The sequence below is a fragment of the Clostridium autoethanogenum DSM 10061 genome, from assembly GCF_001484725.1.
In the GTDB taxonomy this organism is placed as follows: domain Bacteria; phylum Bacillota; class Clostridia; order Clostridiales; family Clostridiaceae; genus Clostridium_B; species Clostridium_B ljungdahlii.
In genome coordinates, this window is record NZ_CP012395.1 from 2,654,511 (window position 1) to 2,669,990 (window position 15,480).

15 protein-coding genes are annotated in these 15,480 nt (G+C 31.6%); 13 read left to right on the top strand and 2 right to left on the bottom strand.

Translation table 11 applies throughout. The features are described 5' to 3' along the window. Positions 1-234 precede the first annotated feature (234 nt). Complete coding sequence (locus CLAU_RS12145) at positions 235-663, top strand: Lrp/AsnC family transcriptional regulator (RefSeq protein WP_013237097.1); 429 nt, start codon at positions 235-237, stop codon at positions 661-663. Between the two features lie 51 nt (positions 664-714). On the opposite strand, the gene CLAU_RS12150 is transcribed toward CLAU_RS12145, so the two are convergent. Together CLAU_RS12150 and CLAU_RS12155 are read right to left on the bottom strand one after the other, a co-directional pair. Beyond that, entirely contained in the window at positions 715-1,944 is a 1,230-nt protein-coding gene (locus tag CLAU_RS12150; protein ID WP_023162633.1) for an NAD(P)-dependent malic enzyme, read from the bottom strand. 105 nt (positions 1,945-2,049) lie between these two features. Continuing rightward, positions 2,050-3,459 (bottom strand): aspartate ammonia-lyase, encoded by a 1,410-nt coding sequence (locus CLAU_RS12155; protein ID WP_023162634.1) that lies wholly within the window; start codon positions 3,457-3,459, stop codon positions 2,050-2,052. 294 nt (positions 3,460-3,753) lie between these two features. Between CLAU_RS12155 and CLAU_RS12160 the strand changes: the two genes are divergently transcribed. From CLAU_RS12160 to CLAU_RS12215, 12 genes are all read left to right on the top strand, one after another. After that, positions 3,754-5,079 (top strand): 2-hydroxycarboxylate transporter family protein, encoded by a 1,326-nt coding sequence (locus CLAU_RS12160; RefSeq protein WP_167599648.1) that lies wholly within the window; start codon positions 3,754-3,756, stop codon positions 5,077-5,079. Between the two features lie 30 nt (positions 5,080-5,109). Continuing rightward, a complete protein-coding gene (gene citD / locus CLAU_RS12165) occupies positions 5,110-5,373 on the top strand; it encodes a citrate lyase acyl carrier protein (RefSeq protein ID WP_023162636.1) in 264 nt (87 codons plus the stop codon). A gap of 22 nt (positions 5,374-5,395) precedes the next feature. Then, a complete protein-coding gene (locus CLAU_RS12170; RefSeq protein ID WP_023162637.1) occupies positions 5,396-6,268 on the top strand; it encodes an HpcH/HpaI aldolase/citrate lyase family protein in 873 nt (290 codons plus the stop codon). 59 nt (positions 6,269-6,327) lie between these two features. Then, positions 6,328-7,869 (top strand): citrate lyase subunit alpha, encoded by a 1,542-nt coding sequence (gene citF, locus CLAU_RS12175; RefSeq protein ID WP_023162638.1) that lies wholly within the window; start codon positions 6,328-6,330, stop codon positions 7,867-7,869. 142 nt (positions 7,870-8,011) lie between these two features. Next, positions 8,012-9,616, top strand: coding sequence for a DcuS/MalK family sensor histidine kinase (gene dcuS, locus CLAU_RS12180; protein WP_023162639.1), 1,605 nt, complete (start codon positions 8,012-8,014; stop codon positions 9,614-9,616). After that, entirely contained in the window at positions 9,613-10,314 is a 702-nt protein-coding gene (locus tag CLAU_RS12185; RefSeq protein WP_023162640.1) for a response regulator, read from the top strand. Before dcuS ends, CLAU_RS12185 begins: the two co-directional genes overlap by 4 nt. Positions 10,315-10,444: 130 nt before the next feature. Continuing rightward, positions 10,445-11,872, top strand: a complete 1,428-nt coding sequence (locus CLAU_RS12190; protein WP_023162641.1) for an amino acid permease — start codon at positions 10,445-10,447, stop codon at positions 11,870-11,872. A gap of 370 nt (positions 11,873-12,242) precedes the next feature. Then, on the top strand, positions 12,243-13,391 hold the full coding sequence (locus CLAU_RS12195) for a methyl-accepting chemotaxis protein (protein WP_023162642.1): 1,149 nt from the start codon (positions 12,243-12,245) through the stop codon (positions 13,389-13,391). Positions 13,392-13,665: 274 nt separating this feature from the next. Then, positions 13,666-14,178 (top strand): RNA polymerase sigma factor, encoded by a 513-nt coding sequence (locus CLAU_RS12200; RefSeq protein WP_023162643.1) that lies wholly within the window; start codon positions 13,666-13,668, stop codon positions 14,176-14,178. Further along, a complete protein-coding gene (locus CLAU_RS12205; protein ID WP_023162644.1) occupies positions 14,175-14,624 on the top strand; it encodes a hypothetical protein in 450 nt (149 codons plus the stop codon). The genes CLAU_RS12200 and CLAU_RS12205 overlap by 4 nt, the downstream gene beginning before the upstream one ends. After that, entirely contained in the window at positions 14,605-15,129 is a 525-nt protein-coding gene (locus tag CLAU_RS12210) for a hypothetical protein (RefSeq protein WP_013237104.1), read from the top strand. The genes CLAU_RS12205 and CLAU_RS12210 overlap by 20 nt, the downstream gene beginning before the upstream one ends. Further along, positions 15,122-15,427: a LiaI-LiaF-like domain-containing protein gene (locus CLAU_RS12215; protein WP_023162645.1), complete on the top strand. Its 306-nt coding sequence runs from the start codon at positions 15,122-15,124 to the stop codon at positions 15,425-15,427. The genes CLAU_RS12210 and CLAU_RS12215 overlap by 8 nt, the downstream gene beginning before the upstream one ends. Positions 15,428-15,480 lie beyond the last annotated feature (53 nt).

Below are 15,480 nucleotides of genomic sequence, written 5' to 3' on the forward strand. Positions count from 1 at the left end.
TTAAAAAAATTAATTGGGAGGATGAAAAAGTTTATTTTAAAAGTTATTGAGGATAATTTATTGACATATAGTATATTTAAACTATAATAAAAATGTACTACAATTGGATAAGTGGTAGTATTTTAATGGAATAAATTTACATATAAATGTTTACATTTTACTAAATTTACCTATAAGAGATATTCAGAACAAAATTGTTTTCGTCTCATTTTTTACATTATGGAGGAATAGAAAATGGACATGATTGATCGTCAAATTGTAAAGTGCCTGCAGAAAAATGGTAGGATTTCAATAAAAAAATTGTCAGAAATAGTTTGTCTAACTCCTCCTGCGGTCGCAGAACGCATAAGAAAGCTTGAAGAAGCAGATGTTATTATGGGATATAGGGCTGTTATTAATCCCCAGAAGATGGGAATGAATATAGAAGCTCTTATAAATATTACATTAAAAGCAGGTAAACGAAAAGAATTTATTGATTTTGTAAGAAAAAGTAAGTGTATAGTGAAGTGTTATCATGTTACAGGAGGTTTTTCCATGACTGTTAAAGTAATAGTCAAAGAGACGTCCGAGTTAGAAACATTAGTAGGTAAAATTCAGCAGTATGGTAATACACAAACTCTTATTATTCTTTCTACTATTATTGAACATAAAGGAATTGTATAGATAATATTTTTAAAGTCTGGAAGAAAACCAGACTTTAAATTTTTGTGTTTATTATGCTTGTACAAGCTTTTTAGTATGTTCTTCTACCATTTCAGGAGTGATGTCAGTTCTTCTTGCAACTCCACTTTCTATGGCAGCCTTTGCTACATAATAAGCTACCTTTGGTGCTATTCTTGAGTCAAAAGCATCTGGTATAACATAATCTTCATTAAGTTCTTTTTCAGTTATTATGTCTGCTATAGCACATGCAGCAGCTATTTTCATTTCTTCATTTATTTTTGATGCCCTTACATCAAGTGCTCCTCTAAATATTCCAGGAAATGCAAGAACATTATTTATTTGATTTGGGAAATCTGATCTTCCCGTACCAACTACTCTGGCACCTGCAGCTTTTGCTTCATCAGGGTAGATTTCAGGCTTAGGATTGGCCATAGCAAAAATGAGGGGATCTTTAGCCATTGTTTTTATCATTTCAGGAGTAATTACTCCAGGAGCAGATACACCTATGAATACATCAGCTTCTTTTAGTACATCTTTAAGTGCACCTTTTATCATACTAGGATTTGTAACTTCTGCTAGGTCTTTTTTTGCAGCACTTAAATTTTCTCTATCTTTTGATATAGCACCTTTTCTATCGCATACAATAATGTTTTTAACTCCTCTACTTACAAGCAGTTTTGCAATTGCTGTACCTGCAGCTCCTGCACCATTTATTATTACTTTTAAGTCTTCAAATTTTTTGTTTACTATTTTAAGTGCATTTATCATAGCAGCTAAAGTTACTACTGCTGTTCCGTGCTGGTCGTCATGAAAAACTGGTATATTGCAGACCTTTTTTAATTTATCTTCTATTTCAAAGCACTCAGGTGCTTTTATATCTTCTAGGTTTATTCCTCCAAATGTGGATTCTATTAATTTTACTGTTTCTACAATCTTGTCAGGATCTTTGCTGTCAACACAAATAGGAAAAGCGTCTACTCCTGCAAAAGTCTTAAATAGAATAGATTTACCTTCCATTACAGGTAAGCCAGCTGCAGCACCTATATTTCCAAGTCCCAAAACTGCACTGCCGTTAGTTACTACTGCTACATAATTTCCCTTAGAAGTATAATCGTATAACGTATTATAGTCCCTGTTGATTTCAAGACATGGTTCAGCAACACCTGGAGTATATGCTAAGCCTAGGTCCTCTCTAGTTTTAACAGATACTTTACTTTTAAGTGCTATTTTACCTTCATGTTCTTTATGAAACTTTAATGCTTCTTCCTTTAAATTGTTCATATGTAAACCTCCTTGTATGATAAAAAATATTTCCAGCAACCAAAATAATAAATGAAAAACAGGTTACTGGAAATTATATTACGTTATAGGCTTTCTAAACCCATATTAAGCAAATTCATATTTTTTTAATTCCCTAGGTTCAGTCATACTTATAGGATCTAGTATACGATCTAATTCAGATTCTTTTAAAATACCATTTTGAAGTATGATTTCTTTTACTGGCTTTCCTGTTTTTATAGCACTTTTTGCAATTGAGGCAGCCTTTTCGTATCCAACATAAGGTGTAATGGCAGTAACTATGCCAACACTATTATCCACTAACTTCTTACATCTATTTGTATTTGCTGTTATACCTGAAATACAATTTTCTGTAAAAGTTTTTACACCGTTAGTAAGGGTTTCTATGGATTCAAATAAGTTGAAGAATATAACTGGTTCAAAGGCATTTAATTCCAGTTGGCCAGCTTCAGCAGCCATTGTTATTGTAACATCATTTCCTATAATATTAAAGGCCACTTGAGTCATTACTTCTGGAATTACAGGATTAACTTTTCCTGGCATTATGGAAGATCCATTTTGTTTTGGTGGAAGATTTATTTCTTCTAAACCAGTTCTTGGACCTGATGACATAAGTCTTAAATCATTTGCCATTTTAGATAAATTAACGGCACAGGTTTTTATAGCACCAGATACTGACACAAAACCATCTAAATTTTGTGTGGCATCTATCAAATCATCAGCTTGTTCTAATTGTATGCCAATAATATCACTGAGTATAGGTACTACTGTATTCATATATTTATTATCTGCATTTATTCCAGTACCTATTGCAGTACCACCTAAATTTAACACTTCTAATTCTTTTTTTGCAGCTTCAAGTCTTGAGATATCTCGTTTTATAACGGAACTATAAGCTTTAAATTCTTGTCCTAATCTAATGGGAACCGCATCTTGAAGCTGAGTTCTTCCCATTTTTATAATATTATTAAATTCTTTTGCTTTTATATCTAAATTCATATCTAATTTCTTTAGTTGTTCTATAGCTTTTAAAAGAAGTTTTAAAGCAGTTATTTTTCCTGCAGTTGGGAAGACATCATTTGTAGATTGTCCCATATTAACATGGTCATTAGGATGTACAATTGAGTAGTCTCCTTTTTTACCTCCTAAAATCTGAATAGCTTCATTTGCGATTACTTCATTTGCATTCATGTTTGCAGAGGTACCAGCTCCACCTTGAATAGGGTCTAGTATGAATTGATCTTGCAAATTACCACCGAGTATTTTATCACTAGCCTCAATTATTGCTTTTTCAATGTTTTCATTTAAAAGTCCTGCTTTATAATTAGCTATAGCTGCTGCCTTTTTTATTTGAACAAGGCTTTTTACAAGCTCTGTATTTAATTTATATCCTGTTATATTAAAATTTTCAGCTGCTCTCAATGTTTGAACTCCATAATAAGCCTCTGTAGGTACTTCCTTTGAACCGATGGAATCACTTTCAATTCTAAAATCCATAAATATTCCCCACCTTTATTTTTAAATTTATAAATTACAAATGCTTTTTCTTTTAATTTAATAATAACCTGTTAATTCAAAACAGTAAATAAAATTAAGAAAACTCCGTAATAATGAAAATAAATCACCATATTTAGTTTATAAAAATTAGAAAAACATAGGGTTAACTTAAAAAATTAAGGTGGTTAAATAGTCTAATAACTTTAATTACTTAATTATTATAAAACTTTAATAAACTATCTAAGATGTGAAAACGTTTCTACAATTATACTTGTAGAAAACAAAATTTAAGGAGTGATTGATTTGCAAAATATAGTTAATTCTAAAAATGATGAAAACGTTTTTTCAAAACTATTAAAATCAAAATTAGGTGTTTTTTCTATACCATTATACATTGTAATAGCAATTATAGTTTATTTAGCATGTGTATATAATAAATTGCCTAATGATATGATAGGTGGTTTTGCAGTATTAATGACAATGGGAATATTTCTTGGAGCTATAGGGTCAAAGCTCCCTGTACTGAAAAACATAGGAGGTCCAGCTATTTTTACAATATTTATTCCTTCTGCAATGGTTTATTATAAATTGATAAATCCATCAGCAATTAAAGCAATGACTACTCTTATGAAAAGTTCAAATTTTTTGTACCTGTATATATCATGCCTAATTACAGGAAGTATCCTTGGAATGAATAGAAAAGTAATGATAAAAGGATTTATAAGAATGTTTGTTCCGCTTATAGTAGGAACGATAGGCTCTATATTATTTGGATTACTTATTGCAGTTATATTTGGATTTAAAGCAGAAAAAGCATTTTTTTATGTAATTTGCCCAATATTATCAGGAGGACTTGGAGAAGGGGTACTTCCTCTTTCAATGGGATATGCAGATGTTCTCCATGAGTCCCAGAGTGCATTTATCGCACAACTTGTACCAGCAGCTATGATAGGAAATGTAGTTGCAATAATAATATCCGGTATATTAAAACATTTGGCTGAAAAGAAACCACATCTTACAGGTAACGGACTTTTAGTAAAAACAGGTGATGATAAAGAAATATTAGAAGCTATGAATACTGAAAAAACTGTAGATTTCAATTTAATGGGTGGAGGATTGTTAGTTGCTTGTACTTTCTTTGTGTTTGGAGCATTAGCAAGTAAATTCATTGGTATTCCAGGACCAGTTATCATGATTTTTATGGCGGCAATTGTTAAATACTTAAAGCTTCTTCCAAAAGAAATTGAAACAGGAGCTTACCATATGTATAGTTTTACAAGCAAAAGTCTTACGTGGCCGCTGCTTGTTGGAGTTGGAGTAGTTTATACACCGTGGAAAGATGTAGTAGCTGTAGTTTCACCTATATATATTTTAATTTGTGCAGCAGCAGTTATAGCAATGGTTGCTTCAGGATTTTTCATAGGTAAGTTATTAAACATGTATCCTATTGAATCAGCTTTAGTAACTGCTTGTCATAGTGGGTTGGGAGGAACAGGTGATGTAGCTATACTTTCCTCTGCAAACAGAATAGAATTAATGCCTTTTTCACAAATATCTACTAGACTTGGTGGAGCAACAATGGTAGTTATAGCTACTATGCTTTTGAAAATGTTATCTTAGAAATTTTAAATGAAATAAGGAGGCATATATATGAAGATCAATAAAATAGCTAAAGCAGGTACACTTGAATCTAATGACATTTTAATAATGGTTGTACCAAATGAATCATGTGGAATAAAAGTTGAAATTGATAGTGTTGTAATGAAGCAGTTTGGTAAACAAATAGAAAGTGTCATTATAGATCAAATTAAAAAAATGAACATTCAGGATATAGAAATTAAAGCTCAGGATAAGGGAGCATTAGATTATACTATAAGAGCTAGAGTTCAGACAGCTATAGAAAGGGCATTATAACAATTGAAAAGAGGTAATATAAATGAAGGGATTAAGGAGAACAATGCTTTTTATGCCCGGTAACAATCCGGGAATGCTCCAGAATGCACCAATACTTGGAGCTGATTCTGTAATACTTGATTTAGAAGATGCAGTTAGTCTTACCGAAAAGGATAGTGCCAGAGCATTAGTAAAAAATGCAATTAGTTCATTGGACTATTCTAAGGTAGAATTGGTAGTTAGAGTAAATCCACTGGATACAGAATATGGTCCAAAGGATATAAAAGCTATTGCAAGTGTAAAACCAGATGTACTTATGATACCTAAAGCAACAGAAAAACAACTTGAAGATATAGATAATATGCTTTGTGAAATAGAAAAACATAGTAATTTTCAAAAAGGAAATATAAAGTTATTTCCAATAATTGAAACTGCATATGCCCTGGAAAATGTATATAGAATAATAAATTCTTCGAAAAGAGTTTCAGGAGTTCTTTTGGGAGCAGAAGATTTAACTTCAGATTTTGGTATAAAAAGAACTAAAGAAGGAGAAGAAATTTTTTATGCTAGGAATAGAGTTTCTACTGCTTGTAGGGCAGCAAGAGTTGATGCAATTGACACACCGTTCACAGATACAAATGATTATGAGGGACTAAAGAAAGATACAAGTAAAGCAAAGAGTCTAGGCTTTACAGGTAAGGCATCTATTAATCCAAGACAAATAGATACTATACATGATGTTTTTTCTCCAACAGAAGAAGAAGTGAAGCATGCTCTTAGAGTATTAAAGGCAAGGGATGAAGCAAAAGAAAAAGGACTTGGAGTATTTTCACTGGATGGTAAGATGGTAGATGCTCCAGTTATTAATAGGGCAGTTACTACATCAAAATTAGCTAAGGTTTTAGGATTGATATAATAAAGAACTCTGTTTACATGAAAATTTAGAGATAATTATGTTGAGAAATGAGGGATAATATGAAAAATATACTGGGAAGAGAAATTCCAGATTATATTGAGGGTTACGGAAAAGTAAAGCCTTTCAATGGTGCGTCTGCAAGTTATGGTATAAAGACAAAATCAAAAGTAAAGCTTACTTCAGTAAAACCTGGAGATAAAAAATTACTTTCAAGCATAAATGAAGCTTTAGATAAAGTAAAAATAAAAGATGGAATGACTATTTCTTTTCATCATCACTTAAGAAATGGTGATTTTATTTTAAACAATATAGTATATGAAATAGCTAAAAGAGGTATAAAAAATATAAAGATAGCTGCAAGTTCAATATTTCCTATTCATGAGCCATTGGTTGAACATATGAAAAATGGGGTTGTAACGGGAATAGTGACAAATTATATATCAGGTCCTGTAGCAGAGGCAGTATCAAGGGGATATTTAAAAACACCTGTTGTTATGATGACACATGGTGGGAGGCCAAGGTCAATAGAGAGTGGAGAGATTCACATAGATGTAGCTTTTATAGCAGCACCTACAGCAGATAGTTATGGTAATATAAATGGTGTTTATGGTAATGCGGCTTGTGGATCACTTGGGTATGCTGTACCTGATGCGCAGTATGCAGATAAAGTTGTAGCAATTACAGATAATTTGGTTCCTTATCCTGCTTGTCCCATAGAAATAAGCCAGGAATACGTTGATTATGTAGTAAAAGTGGACTCAATAGGTAATCCGGATGGAATAGTATCAGGAACGACTAAGATTGCTAAAGATCCAGTGGGTCTTAAAATTGCACAAATGGCTGCTAGAGTTATGGACGCATCTGGTTATATAAAAAATAACATGTCATTTCAAACTGGTGCAGGTGGTACATCGCTGGCAGTAGCAGCGGAGTTGGAAAAAATAATGAAGGATAGAGGTATAGTTGGAAGTTTTGCGGCAGGTGGTATAACTGGTTATATTGTAGATATGTTAGATGAAGGATTATTTAGAAATTTATTTGATGTACAGTGCTTTGACTTAAAAGCTGTAGAATCATATAGGGACAACCCTAAGCATCAGGGAATGGGAGGATCTATGTATGGAAGTCCATCAAATAAGGGAGCTGTAGTCAACAATCTAGATGTCATGATTCTTGGTGCAACTGAAATAGATACTGATTTTAATGTAAATGTAACCACAGGTTCTAACGGAATAATAATGGGAGGATCTGGAGGACACAGTGATACGGCAGCCGGTGCAAAGCTTGCAATTGTTGTTACAAATCTCGTAAAGGGAAGACTCCCTATAATAAAAGATAAAGTAACTACAATAACTACACCAGGAGAAAGTATAGATGTAGTTGTTACAGAAAGAGGAATAGCTATAAATCCAAAAAGAAAGGATCTAATTGAAAAACTTGAAAAAAGCAATCTCCCTATAATTACAATAGAAGAACTTAAAGATAAAGCTGAGAAGATGACTGGCAAACCAGAAGAAGTAAAATTTTCCGATGATATAGTTGCAGTAGTTGAATATAGAGATGGAACAGTTATTGATGTGGTTAAAAAAGTATTAGGATAGTTTTAGATGGAGTTATACAAAACAAGTAAAGTTCTAATCATCAGATGGGGTTTCGATCCTATCTGATGTTTTTTTTATGATTAATACAAAATAACTCGATATATTTGTTATTTTGTATTAATTTATATAGGGAGGGATTATAATGAAGATAAAGGAAGTTCATTTTAAATTGCATACGAGAATTGCCTTATTAGTATGTGGTGTTGTAGCACTTGTATTAATAGTAACTAATATTTTTATTAGCAAAAAAATAACGGATATGACTAGAGAACATCTTGAGGAAAAAGCTTTTGATATTGCACATATTGTTTCTCAATCACCTACAATAATTGACGGACTTAATAATCCACAGCATGAGAGCAAGATTCAGTATCTTGCTAATAAGATGAAGGACTCAACAAATGTTCAATTTATTGTTGTTACGGACATGAAAGGAATTAGGAAATCTCATCCTGATAAAATAGAGTTAGGTAAAAAAGCTATAGGTGGAGATTTCGGAAAGGCATTCCAAGGGAATGAATACGTTTCCAAAGCCCAAGGAACTTTGGGAAAATCTCTTAGAATTTTTGTTCCTATTAGGGACAATAATAGTCGTCAAATTGGGGTGGTTGTTGTTGGAATTACGATGGATAAAGTACAGCAATCAGTTATACAAAGTAGACATACAATATATTTTGGTATAGTTTTTGGGTTCTTGACAGGTGTAGCTGGAGCTGTTTTACTTGCTAATAATATAAAGAAAACTATGTTTGGAATGGAACCATCTGATATAGCTAAACTGTTGAGGGAAAGGAGTGCCATGCTTAAGTCTGTAAGAGAAGGAATACTTGCTGTAGACAAACATGGAATAATAACACTTGTCAATGACGAGGCTGCAAGAATATTTGATAAAGCTGATATACGTAATGTTGTGGGTAAAAAAGTTGACGATTGTGTTGATAATACTAGACTTATTCAAGTACTAAAATCGGGGAAATCAGAACTTGATAGGGAACAAGAACTTAAAGGTATAACTTTGATTACAAATCGTATTCCCATTTTTGTAAATAATAAAATTGATGGTGCTATTGCTACCTTTCGTGATAAGACAGAGGTGAAGATACTGGCAGAACAACTTACAGGGGTAAAGTCATATGCTAGTTCACTTAGAGCACAAACCCATGAATTTATGAATAAACTCCATGTAATACTGGGTATGCTGAGCATGAAATCTTATGATGAATTATCCGAATATATACAAACTATTGCTAATAAATATCAAAAAGAAATTGGTTTTGTTATAAGGCATTTTAAAGACCCTGTACTATCAGGATTTATACTTGGGAAAATGAGTTACGCAAGAGAAAAAAATGTTAGCTTAGTATTGTCAGAAGATTCATATGTTCCAGAGCCTTCTAATAAAGAAATTACTCATGAGTTGATAACAGTCGTAGGTAATTTGATAGATAATGCAATAGATGCAGTTTCTATAAGTGAAGATAAGATAATTTATGTAAGCTTGGTTCCGGATGATAATCGCTTGCATATTACTGTTTCAGATACTGGAAATGGGTTTGATGATAAAAATAAAAATGAAATATTTAAAAAAGGTTTTTCGACAAAAGAAGGTAGTAGAGGCTTTGGACTTTACTTAGTTAAGAGAAGTATAGAAAAGTTAGTTGGGCGTATAGATGTATATTCTAAAATAAATGAAGGTACTACTTTTGATGTTGAAATAAACTATGAAAGAAAAGGTGATTTAATTTGATAAAAGTCCTAATTGTCGAAGATGATCCCATGGTGTGTGAATTAAATAAAAGATACCTAAGCCAGATAAACGGATTTAAATTAGTAGATACTGCTTCTTCCTTTGAAGAGGCAGTTAAAGTACTGAAAAAAAGTCAAATTGATTTAATACTACTTGATATTTTTATGCCAGGAAAAAATGGACTTGATTTATTTAAATATATTAGAAAATTAAATGGGGAAGTTGATGTTATAATTGTTTCAGCAGCTTGCGATATAAATGTGATAAAAAAGTCACTTCACTTAGGTGTGGTTGATTACTTAATTAAACCATTTGAATTTGAAAGATTTAATTCTGCACTTTCAAGTTATAGGGATGCTCAAAATTTTATAAAGGGGAATAATGTTATAAATCAAAAAGACTTAGACAATTATATTCTTAATAAGGATCAACAAACGATAAGTAATCTTCCAAAAGGATTAGATAAAAATACATTACAAAATGTTTGGACAAGCATTTTAAAGGTAGGTATAGATGATTTTTCAACAGTAGAATTGGCTGAAATGATGGGAATGTCAAGAGTTTCTATGAGAAAATACTTGGAGTTTTTGCATAGAATAGGAGTATTGACTATGAATATAGAATATGGTTTGGTTGGAAGGCCTGAATATAAATATAAATGTATTAATTTTAGTGGAAATTTTTTGATGCACTATTAACTGAAAGTATTTTTCTGACACGGCGATTATTGATAATGTTTATGTCAGAGTTTAAATATTTGTATTGAATGTTTTTTCAAATTTAACAAATACTATCATTAAGATTATATAGGCTTGAGGTGGTATATTAATGAAAAGTAATCATAAAGGACTTTCAGCAGGTCAGCTTACAATGATGGCTTTAGGAACTGTAATTGGTGGTTCATTTTTCCTAGGTTCTGCTGTGGCTATTCATGCGTCAGGTCCTTCTATTATTATTGCTTACATACTAGGCGGAATTTTAGTATATTTTATTCTTTCTGCACTTTCTGAAATGACTGTATCTGACCCAGCTCCGGGATCTTTTGCTACCTATGCAGGTAAAGCTTTTGGACGTGGAACTGAATTTATGGTGGGATGGGTTTACTGGACAGGAATGGTTCTAGCTATGTCCAGTGAAGCAGCAGCAGTATCAATTTTAATTCGAAGGTGGTTTCCTAAAGTATCAATATCTTTAATTGGAAGTATCGTTATTATTTGTATTACATTGCTCAACTTGTTGGGTGCAAGTAAATTGAGCAAGCTTGAGAGTGCCCTTGCTTCTTTTAAGATAGCTGCCATACTATGTTTTGTTATTATTGGCATACTTCTAGTTACAGGGTTAATAGGTGGAGTTTCGCAAGTTAAATTAGGTCGATTAGGGAGAGAACCTTTTTTTGCTGGGGGAATAAAAAGCATTGCAGGAAGTATGCTTATAATTATGTTTGCCTATGCTGGTTTTGAGATAATTGGTTTAGCTGCTTCAGAAACTAAAGATCCTAAAAAGGTAATTCCAAAAGCTATTAGATATACTGTGTTAAGCCTTGTTGGGCTTTATATAGCTTCTGCAGCTGTAATTATATTTTTAATTCCTACAGCTGCCATTAGTGAAAATGTAAGTCCTATGGTAGCAGCCCTTAACAATTGGGGAATGGGTTGGGCAGGTAATGTTATGAACATAATAATGATTACTGCTATACTTTCTACAATGTTAGCAGCTATGTTTGGACTTGGAAGGATGATTCGGTCTCTTGCAGATAGAGGGCATGCACCTGCATTATTGAGGGATAAAAAGGATGTGCCTTATAGAGGAATGATGCTTTCAGGGTTTTCTATGCTTTTGGGACTCATAATAGGACTCTTATTTCCAAAGGTTTATTTATTCTTAGTAAGTTCAGGAGGTTTTGCTTTACTTTTTACCTATGCAATTATTGTAGCTTCTCATATTCGTTTTCGCAAAAAAAACTTACAAGAGTTAAAGAAAAAAGGATATCCCTATGGCTCATTGATTACTTTAATAAGTCTTGCCGTTATCATTGCAAGTATGCCTTTTATTTCAGGGCAAACCTCAGGCCTTATAGCTGGAATTATAATTATAGCCGTGTACTTATTTATATATTTAGGTGTAGAAGTCTATAAAAGAACTAGGGAAGCTATAAGTGTGGATAACAAGTTAAGTGTAAAAAAGCAAATAGTTGACTTACTTACAGAATTTTCTGAGGAAATTACTGATCATAAGAAAGATAAAAAAGGAAAGTAATTACATTTGAGTAATTTCAAATAAAAATTTTATTCTATTTTTTATAATCTTGATTCCCCATGAATATTTTTAAATTAAAAATAAGACATAATAAATATTTTGTTTAATTTATTATAACATAATATAGTCTTAAATCCAGTTTTTATTAAAATAGTTACATAAAAGTACCATAAAGAATAACATTTATTTACTTATGGTGTAATTTTGTGTAAATTTATGGATAAAATTTGCTATTAATAATAAAAAAGTTCATTTAATTTCACAATAATATGACAAAATATTTATTATGTACTAATAATGTAAATTATATTTTATAGTACCACAGTTTAATTAAAATGTTTAATATAGAATGGAAAGGAATAGTGAGGATATGATCAAGGTAAATCAAATAGACAGTGTAAAAGAATTTGCTAAAGTTCAAGCAAATTTAGTATCTGGTGGAGTTGTATACGGAATTATAGAAGGTGATACCATGAAATGGGTGCAGTCTTCAGATTCATTTAGTTTGGATGTATTTCATGTTGGTAAAAAATTTGATAGTAATAGTACATCTCTTACTTCAATTCGAGAAAAAAGAGTATTGTCTCAGAAAGTTCCTCGTTCTGCTTATGGAGTGAGACTTTTAATAACTTCAATTCCTATTGTAGATGAGCAGGGTAAGGCTGTTGGTGCTTTTTCCATGGCTATTCCAAGATTACATCCTGTAGCAAAAGCTTTTGGAAACTTTGCACCCATATTAGCGGAAATGTTTTCAGAGGGTGTCTTTTTATGTTTAACTGATCTTCAAAAATTTCAATATGTACAATCTTCAAAACAATTTGATATTGATTCTATAACAATTGGAGATGAATTCGGATCAGATTTTATCAGTAAAGAAGTGATAAGTACAGGAAAAGCCAAAGTTGAAAAAATAGATGCTGTAAAGTATGGTACTCCTGTTATGATGTTAGGTTATCCACTAATTGATGAAGATTCAAATGAGATTGTTGGTAGTTTTGTTATAGCTATGCCAAAGGAGACTGAAGCAGAGTTACGTAATATGTCAGGTAATCTTACAGAAAGTATAACAGGGATATCTTCTGCTATTGAAGAATTGGCAGCATCAGCATCACAAATACATAACAATGAACAGGAACTTAATAATGATATAAGTCAGATAACAGAGTTATCAGAAGAAATAAATAAAATATCTTCTTTTATAGAGGATATTGCAAATGAAACAAAGATGTTGGGACTAAATGCTGCTATTGAAGCGGCTAGAGCAGGACAAGCTGGCAGTGGTTTTGGTGTAGTGGCAAATCAAATAAGAAAACTTTCTGAACAAGCTAAGAGTACAGTGCCTAAGATTAAGAAATTAACAGATAATATTGAAGAAAAAGTAGATGGATCTAGCAAGAAAAGTAAGGGATCTCTAGCTTCAAGTCAGGAACAGGCTGCTGCAACTGAAGAAATTACAGCAAGTATAGAAGAGATAACTACCATGTCAGAAAAATTAAGTGAAATTGCACTTAAACTTTAATTCTATAGAGTCTCTAAACGAAAAGTCAACTTATACTCTGGACATTTTTTACAACCTTCGTTGCTGTAAAAATATGCCTGCGTATAAGTTGATTTTTAAGTTAGAGATTTATCTTATACATATAATTATCCTCATATGATTATTCTAAGTAAAATTTGAACTTATAAATAGAGCTATGCTGATAAAATTGAAAGCATATTTAAAAAATTTTTAAATTTAATGAAGTGTTTTTTGTTTTTGAATCGTTATAGTAAGTGTAAGGATAAAAAAGGCGGTGGTGATTATTCAAAGAGATGAATTTGCAAATTATATAAAACAATATGAACGCTTAATCATTACTATATGTTTATCTTTTACAAAAAATTATTTTGATGCAGAGGATTTGGCACAACAAACTTTTTTGGCTGCTTATAAAGATTATGAGAAATTTCAAGGAGAAAATTTTAAAGCCTGGCTCACTAAAATTGCTGTAAACAAGTGTAAAGACTATATGAAAAGTCCTGCACGAAAAATAAATAGTTTAACTGATCAAGAATATGAATGTTTGGAAGACAAGAAAAGCTGCATTGAAGATACTGTGATAGAAAATGATACTTCACAGAAAATACATGACTTGTGTAATAAATTAAAGGAGCCTTACAGGACTGTAGCCATAAATTATTTTTGTAAAGATATTAAACTTTCTCATATGGCTGAATCTACGGGTCAAAAACTAAAAACTCTGCAGACACGTTTGTATAGATCAAAAAAATTATTAAAAGTTTTATGGAAGGAGGAGTTTATGTGAGTGAAATACTGTTTGATGAAAATGGACATTTAACTAAAAAATCCATAAAGTGCCTTAAGGACGGTTCCTTAAAAAGTGAGGAAAGCATTATGATTTTAGATCATGTTTCTGAATGTGAAAAGTGTAGTGCCTACATTGCTGATGGTTTTGATGATACTGAACTTGTAAAAGCTCCTTCTGGATTTTGTGATGAGGTAGAGAATAAAATAAAAAAGAGAAAGAGCAGTGAATTTATTTTTTACTCGCTTAGAGTTTCAATTGCAGCTTGTATGGCACTCATGATTGTTTTTTCAAACACATTAAATTTTATAGTAAATACAAAAAAAGTAGTAGGTATTGCACCGCCAAATTTAAGTATTGTAAATTCAATAAATACGAATATAAGTAATTTTTCTCAGAAGATAATTAACATGGAGGGTTTTAATAATGAGAATGAAAAAAGGTAAGATTTCAACATTTATTTTTTCACTTTTACCTGGCGCAGGGCATATGTATATGGGATTTATGAAAATGGGAATATCTTTTATGTCAGCTTTCTTTTTTGTAATATTTATAGCTGGTTGGCTTAACATAGGTCCTCTCTTGTTTGTTTTACCTCTTATTTGGTTTTATTCCTTTTTTGATTGTGTAAACAAACGGTATTCTTCAGATGAAGAATTTTTAAATTTAGAAGATAATTATTTGTTTTCACTTGATAAGCTATTGAAAGTTGATCAAAAAGTATTTACAAAGCAGAGATTATTTGTAGGTATAGTATGTTTATTCCTTGGGTTGTATTTAATATGGGATAACGTAATGAATACTTTATGGGGTCATATTCCAAATGAGGTGTATGAGATGCTGTCTGATGTAACAAGAACTGCACCTAGAATAATTATAGGTATTGCAATAATTGCTGCAGGTATAAAACTAATTAAAGGTAAAAAGAGGGAGATGGATGAAGATGTTTAAAGGTCGTAGAGTTGGCACCCTTACGGCAGGTATAGTGCTCGTTATGTTTGGAACAATGTTTTTGTTAAATAGAATGCTTCCCAATATAAATTATTATCTAATAGTGTCATTGTGGCCTATTATTCTAGTACTTTTAGGTATTGAAATTATTGCAGGCTATATAATAAATAATGAAGAAAAGATGAAATATGATGCAGGTGCCATTATTTTAGTAATATTATTATCTGTTTTTTCAATGGGTATGGCAGGTGCCCAGTTTATAATTCTTCATTTCCCCCAATGTAAAATCATTTTTTAAATAAGGAAAATCCTATTAAATTAATTTTAAATGGTAATTGACAGAAACAGGTT

Bases quoted from the DNA above. Each gene is read 5' to 3' on its own strand.
- CLAU_RS12145 (WP_013237097.1), top strand. From the start codon at position 235: ATGGACATGATTGATCGTCAAATTGTAAAGTGCCTGCAGAAAAATGGT.
- CLAU_RS12150 (WP_023162633.1), bottom strand. From the start codon at position 1,944: ATGAACAATTTAAAGGAAGAAGCATTAAAGTTTCATAAAGAACATGAA.
- CLAU_RS12155 (WP_023162634.1), bottom strand. From the start codon at position 3,459: ATGGATTTTAGAATTGAAAGTGATTCCATCGGTTCAAAGGAAGTACCT.
- citD (WP_023162636.1), top strand. From the start codon at position 5,110: ATGAAGATCAATAAAATAGCTAAAGCAGGTACACTTGAATCTAATGAC.
- CLAU_RS12170 (WP_023162637.1), top strand. From the start codon at position 5,396: ATGAAGGGATTAAGGAGAACAATGCTTTTTATGCCCGGTAACAATCCG.
- citF (WP_023162638.1), top strand. From the start codon at position 6,328: ATGAAAAATATACTGGGAAGAGAAATTCCAGATTATATTGAGGGTTAC.
- dcuS (WP_023162639.1), top strand. From the start codon at position 8,012: ATGAAGATAAAGGAAGTTCATTTTAAATTGCATACGAGAATTGCCTTA.
- CLAU_RS12190 (WP_023162641.1), top strand. From the start codon at position 10,445: ATGAAAAGTAATCATAAAGGACTTTCAGCAGGTCAGCTTACAATGATG.
- CLAU_RS12195 (WP_023162642.1), top strand. From the start codon at position 12,243: ATGATCAAGGTAAATCAAATAGACAGTGTAAAAGAATTTGCTAAAGTT.
- CLAU_RS12210 (WP_013237104.1), top strand. From the start codon at position 14,605: ATGAGAATGAAAAAAGGTAAGATTTCAACATTTATTTTTTCACTTTTA.
- CLAU_RS12215 (WP_023162645.1), top strand. From the start codon at position 15,122: ATGTTTAAAGGTCGTAGAGTTGGCACCCTTACGGCAGGTATAGTGCTC.